The organism is Mesorhizobium sp. M1A.F.Ca.IN.022.07.1.1 (assembly GCF_003997575.1).
GTDB lineage: Bacteria > Pseudomonadota > Alphaproteobacteria > Rhizobiales > Rhizobiaceae > Mesorhizobium.
Genome location: NZ_RZST01000259.1, coordinates 1 through 8,795, shown reverse-complemented (window position 1 = coordinate 8,795; position 8,795 = coordinate 1). Strand labels below are relative to the sequence as shown.

Genomic DNA, 8,795 nt, shown 5'->3' with positions numbered 1-8,795 from the left:
CCGCCGTGTCATGCCCTTCGCCTATCTGCTGGTCGCCGCCGTCTATGTGGCGATCGCCTCGGCTAGCGGCACCTTCGGCCTGCTGATGGCGACGATCGCCGTCTGGGGCCTTGCCAACCATTTCGGGCTGAACGTTCTGGTGATGCGGCTCACCGCGCTCGACGCCGCGCGACGCGGCACGATCATGGGCCTGAACAGCGCAGTCACCTATTTCGCCGTAACCGTCGGCACCGCCGGTTTCGGCCCGCTCTACACCGCCCTCGGCTTCGCCAACTGCGCCCTGGTCGCCGCCTTGCTGATGCTGGTGGCGGCATCGGCCGCGGCGTGGCGCTCTGCCCGGCAATAGGCTTGCGTGTCGCTTCGCTCTTTGACCGCCTTCAACGACAGCGATGTCGGTGCCTCGGGCCGGAAGACGCTCGCCGTCTTCGTTCGCGACGACGCCGGCGCGATCGTCGCCGGCATTTCCGGTTACACCGCCTGGGGCTGGCTCTATGTGCAATGGCTCTGGGTCGACGAAACCTGGCGTGGCCGGCACATCGCCGCGAGCATGCTGGACGCAGCCGAACGGGAAGCGCTGGCGCGCGGCTGCCAGGCCGCGTGGATCGACACTTTCAATCCGGCCGCGGCCAAGGTCTATCAGCGCCAGGGCTACCAGCCGTTCGGCACGCTCGCCGATTTTCCGGTCGGCCGCAGCCGCATCTTCCTGCAGAAGAAGTTGTCTTAACCCGCGAGCTTTCCACCGCGCATCGGCTGCGGCACCCCGGTGGTGCTCGGAAAGCTGATCGGCAGGCCGCGCAGCACGCGCACCGCGAGGAACGCGAAGCATTCCGCTTCGACCGCGTCGCCCTTCCAGCCGAGCGTCTCGGCTTGCACCACTTCGACGCCGGCGCGCTGGCCGAGCATCGCCATCATGGTCGGGTTGCGGCGGCCGCCGCCGCTGACCGCCAGTCGTCTTGGCCGGCGCGGCAACAGATCGAGCGCCTTGCCGACCGCCGAGACGGTGAAAGCCGTCAGCGTCGCCGCGCCGTCCTCCGCGCCGAGCCCGTCGGCCATGGCCGCGGTGAAGTCGAAGCGGTCAAGCGATTTTGGGTAAGGCTTCGTCAGATACGGATGCTGCAGCAGCCGCTCTAGCCTTGCCTCGTCGACCGTACCCGCGGCAGCCAGTCTGCCGTCGCGATCCATCTCGCCGAGGCCCTTCGCCTTGATGAAATCATTGACCGGCGCATTGGCCGGCCCGGTGTCGAAGGCGACGATGTTGTCTTTGCCGTCCCACCAGGTGATGTTGCCGACGCCGCCCAGATTGAGCACCGCGGTGTCGCCGCTGGCGTCGGCCTCTTTGAGCAGCGCCGCATGATACGCGGCAGCGAGGGGCGCGCCTTGTCCGCCGGCCGCCACATCGGCCGTGCGGAAGTCATAGGCGACTTTGGTGCCAAGCAGGGCGGCCATCAGCTCGCCGTCGCCGAGCTGGCGCGTGCGGCCGATTCGTCGCGGCTGCGGGGCGCGATGCAGCACCGTCTGGCCGTGGAAGCCGACGACGCCGATATCGGCCATCGTCATGCCCTGGCTTTCGACCAAATCCCTGACCGCCGCCGACTGCGCGCGCGTCAGCGCCTCCTCCGCCTCGCGAAAAATCGTCGGCTCCGGCCCCTCGAAATTCCAGACGCGTGCTTGGCGCAGGGTCTCTTCGAGCAGGGTGCGGATCGATTGCGGGTAGGGGGCCAGTGTGTATGTGCCGGTGTCGGCGATGCGCTCGCCGTCGGTTTTAATCAGCGCCACGTCGATATTGCCGTCAAGCACCGTACCGGTCATCAGGCCGACGGCCCAGATTGGTTCCATGGTCGTTCCTCGAATCGCCGCTGGACCACGTGTCGGACGGATCGGCGCGACAGGCAAGTCTTTCGGATGCGCCGGGACCTCTCACCGTGCACCGCCTTTGTGTCGCACTGCCAAAACGGAGCAACCTGGTCCTTGCCTCTTGCCGCCGAAGGAGCGAGCTTGTGCGACTATCAACATCAACTGAACAACGCGTACTCGCAGGAGGAACGACATGGCCGCCAACGTCGCAGTGATCGCAGGCGCTGGAGCTGGCCTCAGCGCTTCGCTGGCGCGGCTCCTCGGCAAGCAAGGTTTTCGCGTCGTGCTGGCCGCCCGCAATGTCGACAAGCTCTCCGCGCTGGTTCAGGAGACGGGTGCGCAGGCGGTGGAGACGGACGTGTCGGATGCCGCCTCCGTCGCGCGGCTGTTCGAGGCGGCCGACAAGGCCGGCTCCCTCGAAATTGCCGTCTTCAACGCCAGCGGCCGCACGCGCGGCCCGATCGCCGAGCTCGATCCGGAGGCGGTCAAGCAGGCCCTGCTCGTCGGCGCCTATGGCGGCTTCCTCGTCGGCCAGCAGGCGGCGCGCCGGCTTGTTGCGCGCGGCTCCGGCTCGATCCTGTTCACCGGCGCCACTGCGAGTCTCAAGGGCTTCTCCGGCTCGGCCGGCTTCGCCATGCCGAAATTCGGGCTGCGCGGGCTGGCGCAGTCGATGGCGCGCGAGCTAGGTCCGAAGAACATCCATGTCGCGCATTTCATCATCGACGGCCAGATCGAGCCGCCCGGGCAGGCGGCCGAGCCAGACCGGCCGGATCGCCGCCTCTCGCCGGACGCGATCGCCGAGACCTATCTCGCAGTCCACCGCCAGCATCGCAGCGCCTGGAGCTTCGAGGTCGAGCTGAGGCCCTGGGTCGAGACGTTCTGACGATCCATTCCACGAACGTGCAATAACGTGCCCCGACGCGAGACCGGTGTCATGGTTGCGGCGGTGGTGGTGCTGATCGTGCTGGTCTGCGGCATCCAGTGGTGTGACCGGCTGGTCGCGTGGCTGGATCATCGCGGATAGGCGAAACGCGAGAAGCGGAAGTCGAATGAACGCAATTTGCCGCGAAAACCCGGGAATTGAGCGGCGGCTTGCTCCATTTGCAACGAGATTGGTTGGCGCGTTTCTTCACCTGCAATGACGCGCATGTCATCGTGCGGCGGGGTTGCTCGAGCAATTCCAGGAAAGTGCGCATCGGTTTTCCGTCCGGACTTGCGAAAAACAGAGAGTTGCCGCCAAGAGGAAGCTGTCCATGGCCAGAATAATCCCGGTGCTCGATCTCGACCGACTGGAGCAGGGCGAGTCGGAACTGCGGACCTTCTTGTTTGATCTGCGCACCGCCGCTCGCGATGTCGGCTTCTTCTATCTCAGCGGCCACCGCATAACGCAGCCGGACATCGACGCGGTGCTCGATGCCGCGCGGCGCTTCTTTACCTTGTCGGAGGCCGACAAGCTGGCCATCGAGATGGTGAAGTCGCCGCAGTTTCGCGGCTACACGCGTGCCGGCGGCGAGCTGACCAGGGGCAAGGCCGACTGGCGCGAGCAGCTCGACATCGGCGTCGAGCGCGCGACCATTTCGCAAGGGCCGAGCGTGCCGGCCTGGACCCGGCTGCAAGGTCCGAACCAGTGGCCGGCTGCGTTGCCCGAACTGAAGCCGGCGCTGCTTGCCTGGCAGACCAAGGCGACGGAGGTAGCCATCCGGCTGCTCAAGGCCTTCGCGCTGTCACTCGATCAGCCGGAGGACGCCTTCGACCCGATCTATGGCAGCGAGCCCAACCACCGCATGAAGATCGTGCGCTACCCAGGCCGCGACGCCACCGGTGACGACCAGGGCGTCGGCGCGCATAAGGATGGCGGTTTCCTCACCCTTCTGCTGCAGGACGAGAACAAGGGGCTGCAGGTCGAATATGATGGCAGCTGGGTGAATGTGGATCCGATTCCGCAAACGCTCGTGGTCAACATCGGCGAACTGCTCGAACTCGCTTCGAACGGGTATCTGAGAGCAACCGTGCACCGCGTCGTCACACCGCCGCCAGGCGTCGAGCGGATTTCGGTGCCGTTCTTCTTCAGCGCCCGGCTCGACGCGACCATCCCGCTGCTCGACCTTCCGCAGGAACTGGCGGCTGAGGCGCGCGGGCCGGCCAGCGATCCCGACAATCCGCTCTTCCGCAACGTCGGAACCAATGTGCTGAAGAGCCGTCTGAGGTCGCATCCCGACGTGGCCCGGCAGCACTATGCCGATCTTCTGGAAAAGGCAGCGGCGGCCGGCTGAGCTTTGCCGCTGCCCGCGCGATATTTTTTCGCCTTCCGGCCAGTTTTTGGAATTCAGTTCGTGGAAAATATACCGCAACCGCCCCAGATAGAGGCCATCGCTCGGTGTTTTCCTCCCATTGCGCCGGGCGATGTTCCCCTCTGAAGGTTATGACCTTCATTTCTTGGCCGGGCCGCTTTCGCGCCCGGCCTTTTTCTTTGGGGCAGCGCGCAGCTTGCAAATTCGCGCGGCCGGTCAGGCGAAAGCGATGCGGATCGCACCAAAGGGCCCGAAATCCGAGACGATCCGATCGCCATGCCGGCATTCGACCGGCCGGATGAAGGAGCCCGACAGCACCACCTGTCCGGCCTCGATTTGCATGCCGTACTGATGCAGCCGGTCGGCGAGCCACACAATGCCCTTGGCCGGATGATCGAGCACGCCGGCACCGAGCCCCGTCTCCTCCACCTCGCCGTTGCGCGACACGATGGCGCCGATCCAGCGCAGGTCTGCCTCGCGCGGGCTGGGGTGGCCGCGCTCCTCCAGCGCGCGCAGATAGATCGCGTCGCTGGTCTCGTCGCTCACCTGCAGGCCGAGCGTGTCGACATAGAACGCGCGCGATAACCCCTTGATGATCGCCTCGCCGGTCCGCTTCTTCTCCTCCGCGCTGCGGCCCCTGCCGATGCGGAAAATCATGTCGATGAAGCCGTTCTCGGGGAGCCGGTCCGCGACCGCATAGGCATCTGCACGGAAGGCGCGCACCCGCTCGGCGCCGGGCTCGAACAGGCCGGTCTCGAGGATGATGCGTGAAACGAGCGCGCAAAGCTCGCTCATCTCGACCTTCGCGTCGAGATTCGCCGAATATTCGATCCCCATGTGGGGCAAGGGCTTGGCGACCGAATGTCAAGTACTTGGTCTCCATGTCGACGGGGTCGTCGGGGACGGGATTGCCGCTCTCGGAGAAATCGCGGATATAGCTGCGATCCGAGCGTTAATTTCTGTTGCGAGTCGTACTGGACTGGAACTTTTCGGAGAGTTGACTCTGCTGCCGCCCAGCACCCGCCCTTCCCTGCCCATGGCTCTGCTTCGCGCCCGCGAAGTGATCATGGCGCATTTTCGTCCGATGCTTGCTCGCCACGACATCACCGAGCAGCAATGGCGCGTGCTGCGCGTGCTTGCCGAGACCGGTCCGCTGGAAGCGACCGAGCTCGCTAACCGCGCCTCGATCCTGCCGCCCAGTCTCACCCGCATGATCAAAGCACTGGACGAGCGCGAATTCATCACCCGCAACAAGGTCAAGGATGACGGCCGCCGCGCTCTGCTCGCCATCAGCCCGGCCGGCGTGGCGCTGATCGAGGAGCTGGCGCCCGAGCGCACCGCCATCTACGACGCCATCGAGAAGCGTTACGGCGCCGAGCAGTACGAGCGCCTGCTGGACATGCTGGAAAGCCTGATCGAGTCGGAGTCAGCGCCAGACTGACCGACTAGCCACCGAAACTCCCAGTGCGCTGGGCTGCATGTAGTTGCGCCCGACATAGAGCAGCGCCGCCTCGTCGCTGCCATGGGCCCAAGCCGGCACGGCCGGTGTCGGCGCCTGGTTGCGCCAAGGTATACCCGATGCGACTGTGCTGGGTCGCCGTTATCGACGCTTACGCGAGGCCAATCTGATGCTCCTGGCTGTCCATCATGTCGCAATCATCTCCAGTGACTATGAGACCTCCAAGCAGTTCTACACGAACAAGCTCGGTTTCGTCGTTCTGGCCGAAAACTGGCGCCCCGAAAGGCAGTCTTGGAAGTGCGATTTGCGTCACGGTCCCATCCAGATCGAACTGTTCAGTTTCCCTGATCCGCCAAGCCGGCCCAGCAGGCCCGAGGCCTGTGGATTAAGGCATATTGCATTCTCGGTCGCCTCGGTCGAGGCAACAGCCGAGCTGCTTCGGTCGCGAGACGTCGAGGTGGAGCCCATCCGAACAGATCCATACACGGGACGATTGTTTACCTTCATCGCCGATCCCGATGGACTGCCGATCGAATTTTACCAGGACGCTGTTTGACGGTGAGGAATTCGGCCGCGAAATCCGCCGGTTGCGGAACGCGAAGCGACTGGTGGAGGAGGCAGATGATGAAGTCAGGCTTGGAGAAGCTGGGGCACGACGCCAGCTGCCATCGGGACGGCGTCGGCAGCACCTAACCATCTTCGCCGCAACGGGGAAGATGAGTCATGCCTCGCCGGTCAGCCGCGCCGAGATGAGCCTCGCCGCCCTGATCGCCGCTTCGCCCGGGGGCCGCTACCGCATCGTCTACGCGCGAGACAGGGGAGGCGATGGATAGCGTGCCGATCGGCTGGCCGTCAGCGCCGAGGATCGCCGCGCCTATGCTGTGCACGCCATCCTGGTGGGTGCGCGCCTGACGATGAACAGGGCAACGCAACGTTAGACAAGACACCAACTTTTCAGCGGCTGGAGCTACACCAGCGCGCCGCAAACAGGTATCTATCGTCGCGACATCATGCTTCGGGGTCATGAGGGAGCGGCTTGCAGCTGGATTTGAAAACAATCGAGGCGCTCGCGCCCGACCAGGCTTCGCTGGGCGCCGCCGCCAAGCTGACCAAGCGGTCCAACTGGCCCCGTCTCGAGACAAACGAACAGCTGGGCCTCATCTGGGGCGAATGCCAGGGCTCGGGAGCGAATCCCTACCGCGTCGCATTCGATGCCCGCGACCACGGCTACAAATGCACCTGTCCATCGCGAAAATTTCCGTGCAAGCACATACTGGGGCTGATGTGGATCGGCGCCACCGCGCCCGCCAGCTTCGATCGGGTCGACCAGACGCCGGAATGGGTCAATGACTGGCTCGGGCGGCGCCGCAAGCCGGGCCAGCCGCCGACGCCGGCAAGCGCGGAAAGCAAAAGCATCGACGAGGCGTTGCGGCCCGAGCAAAGCGCTGCCGTAGAAGACGCCGCGGCCGCCGAGCGCCGCGAGGCGGCGCAGCGCAAGCGCGCCGAGGACACGCGAAGTGCCGTGTCGGCAGCGCTCGACGAATTGGATCAGTGGGTTGCCGACCAGCTTCGGCTCGGCCTTGCCGGTTTTGTCGACGCCAGCAGCGAGCGCTGCCGCCGCATCGCGGCGCGGCTTGTAGACCTCAAGGCGACCGCTTTGGCCGGGCGTATCGACGAGCTGCCCGCGAAACTGATGGCGCTGCGCAGCGAAGAGCGGCCGGACGCCGCTATCCGAGAGCTGGGTAAGCTGGTGCTGCTCGCCAAGGCCTGGCGTGCCGCGCCCGACGATGCCGAGCTGAAGCGCCTGGTCTCGACATCCGAAACACGCGACCAGATCCTTGCCAATCCGGATGCCGTCAAGGTCGAGAGCGACTGGGAGGTGCTGGGTGAGAAGATCGAGGCCCGTCGCGACGGCCTGGTCAGCCACGCGACCTGGCTGCTCGATCTGAAAAGCCCAATCCCACGATTTGCCGTCCTCCTGGACTTCTTCCCGGCCTCGGCCGGGCGCCGCTCCGGCGCCTTCGCGCCGGGGGACCGCTTCAAGGCGAGGCTGGTGTTCTATCCATCCCGAATTCCGCTTCGCGCACTGGTCGCAGAACGCCTGGGCGATGCGTCGCCCGGCAATTGGCCCGATTTTGCTCCGAACGCTGCCGGCGATCCGCTGGCCGCCTATGCAGCTTTCCAGGACGGCGCGCCGTGGCTGTCCGACTGTCCGATCCTCCTGCCGGCGGGCGCGATCGCGCTGGACGAGAAGGATGGCGCCTGGTGGCAGGCGGCGAACGATTCGCATGGCATCGCCCTGCCAGTCGCCGGCTCCGTCAACCAGACCTTGCTTGGCCTCGATCTGACAGTCACGGCAGCACTGTGGAACGGCGCCAGGCTCGAGCTTCTGGCCTCGCAAAGCAGCATCGGGAGGCTCGATCTCTCATGAACGAGCTCGAGCAGGCAGGGCTGGCGAGGCTTCGCGACAACTGGATTTCGGGCGGCGCCGCTTTCGAATTGGCGCCCGCCGAATGGAAGGAGTTCGCGGCTGCCTCCAGCTCGGACGAGCAGGAACGTCGGCTCTTGGCGATCGCCGCGCAGGCGCTGGATGTCGCGCTTCGGCCGGCGGCGCCAAAAACCTTGAAACGCCGTCCGCCGCTGCCGATGCTCGCGCTGCCGATGCTTCCTGATTGGCTGCGACCGTTGCTGCGTGGCGCATTGAAATACGCCGCTGATGCGAGGCTCAAGACCCGCGTGGCCACACTCGTCGCCAGCCGAGGCTTCGTGCTGCATCCGATGGATTGGATGCCTGCTGCGTCGGATCAGGAAAGCCCAGATATCTATGCTCCCTGGGTCGACTGGCAAGCAGGCGCGGATGGCGACAGGCAGTCTCGACGAGGACAACTCACCGCTGAAACCTGGGATGATTTCTATCCTGCCGCGCGCCGTACAGCTTTGGTCGAATTACGGCGCACCATGCCTGTCTTGGCGCGGACGTTGATTGAGACCAAGGGAGCGAGCGAGCCGGCGGAGGTCAGGCTTGCGCTCGTGCAGCTGATGCGCTTCGGCTTGAGTGCCGATGACATTCCATTTCTAAAGAGCCTGTCCGCCGATCGCTCAGGCAAGGTGCGCGAAATGGCCGGCCGGCTCCTGGCAAGGTTGGGTGAACGTAGCGATCCAGCGGATGGCGCGTCGAAAGATTCGATAGC

8 protein-coding genes and 4 pseudogenes are annotated in these 8,795 nt (G+C 65.3%); 9 read left to right on the top strand and 3 right to left on the bottom strand.

Features of this window, described 5'->3' with window-relative positions; all coding sequences use genetic code 11:
- Positions 1–346 (top strand): annotated as a pseudogene (locus EOA75_RS23760) (MFS transporter); the annotation flags it as partial.
- A 6-nt stretch (positions 347–352) separates the two neighbouring features.
- Positions 353–724, top strand: a complete 372-nt coding sequence (locus tag EOA75_RS23755) for a GNAT family N-acetyltransferase (protein WP_127325310.1) — start codon at positions 353–355, stop codon at positions 722–724.
- Here EOA75_RS23755 and EOA75_RS23750 read toward each other — a convergent pair.
- Positions 721–1,836 carry an anhydro-N-acetylmuramic acid kinase gene (locus tag EOA75_RS23750; RefSeq protein ID WP_095800978.1) on the bottom strand — a complete coding sequence of 372 codons (1,116 nt, stop codon included), beginning with the start codon at positions 1,834–1,836 and terminating at the stop codon, positions 721–723. The two genes, EOA75_RS23755 and EOA75_RS23750, sit on opposite strands and share 4 nt — an antisense overlap.
- A 211-nt stretch (positions 1,837–2,047) precedes the next feature.
- Between EOA75_RS23750 and EOA75_RS23745 the strand changes: the two genes are divergently transcribed.
- From EOA75_RS23745 to EOA75_RS23735, 3 genes and pseudogenes are all read left to right on the top strand, one after another.
- Positions 2,048–2,737, top strand: a complete 690-nt coding sequence (locus tag EOA75_RS23745; RefSeq protein ID WP_066988999.1) for an SDR family NAD(P)-dependent oxidoreductase — start codon at positions 2,048–2,050, stop codon at positions 2,735–2,737.
- Positions 2,738–2,776: 39 nt separating this feature from the next.
- Positions 2,777–2,878 (top strand): annotated as a pseudogene (locus EOA75_RS23740) (ABC transporter permease); the annotation flags it as partial.
- A 229-nt stretch (positions 2,879–3,107) separates the two neighbouring features.
- A complete protein-coding gene (locus EOA75_RS23735; protein WP_127325309.1) occupies positions 3,108–4,127 on the top strand; it encodes an isopenicillin N synthase family oxygenase in 1,020 nt (339 codons plus the stop codon).
- Between the two features lie 234 nt (positions 4,128–4,361).
- Here the strand turns inward: EOA75_RS23735 and EOA75_RS34175 are convergent.
- Together EOA75_RS34175 and EOA75_RS34170 are read right to left on the bottom strand one after the other, a co-directional pair.
- Positions 4,362–4,628 (bottom strand): annotated as a pseudogene (locus EOA75_RS34175) (2-oxo-hepta-3-ene-1,7-dioic acid hydratase); the annotation flags it as partial.
- Between the two features lie 111 nt (positions 4,629–4,739).
- Positions 4,740–4,991, bottom strand: a pseudogene (locus tag EOA75_RS34170) (5-carboxymethyl-2-hydroxymuconate isomerase); the annotation flags it as partial.
- Positions 4,992–5,181: 190 nt separating this feature from the next.
- Here EOA75_RS34170 and hpaR point away from each other — a divergent pair.
- From hpaR to EOA75_RS23710, 4 genes are all read left to right on the top strand, one after another.
- A complete protein-coding gene (gene hpaR / locus EOA75_RS23725) occupies positions 5,182–5,586 on the top strand; it encodes a homoprotocatechuate degradation operon regulator HpaR (protein ID WP_095800975.1) in 405 nt (134 codons plus the stop codon).
- A 187-nt stretch (positions 5,587–5,773) separates the two neighbouring features.
- Positions 5,774–6,160: a VOC family protein gene (locus EOA75_RS23720; RefSeq protein WP_067328009.1), complete on the top strand. Its 387-nt coding sequence runs from the start codon at positions 5,774–5,776 to the stop codon at positions 6,158–6,160.
- A 492-nt stretch (positions 6,161–6,652) separates the two neighbouring features.
- A complete protein-coding gene (locus EOA75_RS23715) occupies positions 6,653–8,035 on the top strand; it encodes an SWIM zinc finger family protein (protein WP_245307628.1) in 1,383 nt (460 codons plus the stop codon).
- Positions 8,032–8,795: DUF5691 domain-containing protein (locus EOA75_RS23710; protein WP_245466719.1), on the top strand; the 764-nt coding region annotated here is incomplete at its 3' end. The genes EOA75_RS23715 and EOA75_RS23710, both read left to right, overlap by 4 nt.

What these genes read in the sequence shown, in the direction of transcription:
- EOA75_RS23720 (WP_067328009.1), top strand. Translation starts at nt 5,774, where the DNA reads ATGCTCCTGGCTGTCCATCATGTCGCAATCATCTCCAGTGACTATGAG.
- EOA75_RS23750 (WP_095800978.1), bottom strand. Translation starts at nt 1,836, where the DNA reads ATGGAACCAATCTGGGCCGTCGGCCTGATGACCGGTACGGTGCTTGAC.
- EOA75_RS23735 (WP_127325309.1), top strand. Translation starts at nt 3,108, where the DNA reads ATGGCCAGAATAATCCCGGTGCTCGATCTCGACCGACTGGAGCAGGGC.
- EOA75_RS23745 (WP_066988999.1), top strand. Translation starts at nt 2,048, where the DNA reads ATGGCCGCCAACGTCGCAGTGATCGCAGGCGCTGGAGCTGGCCTCAGC.
- hpaR (WP_095800975.1), top strand. Translation starts at nt 5,182, where the DNA reads ATGGCTCTGCTTCGCGCCCGCGAAGTGATCATGGCGCATTTTCGTCCG.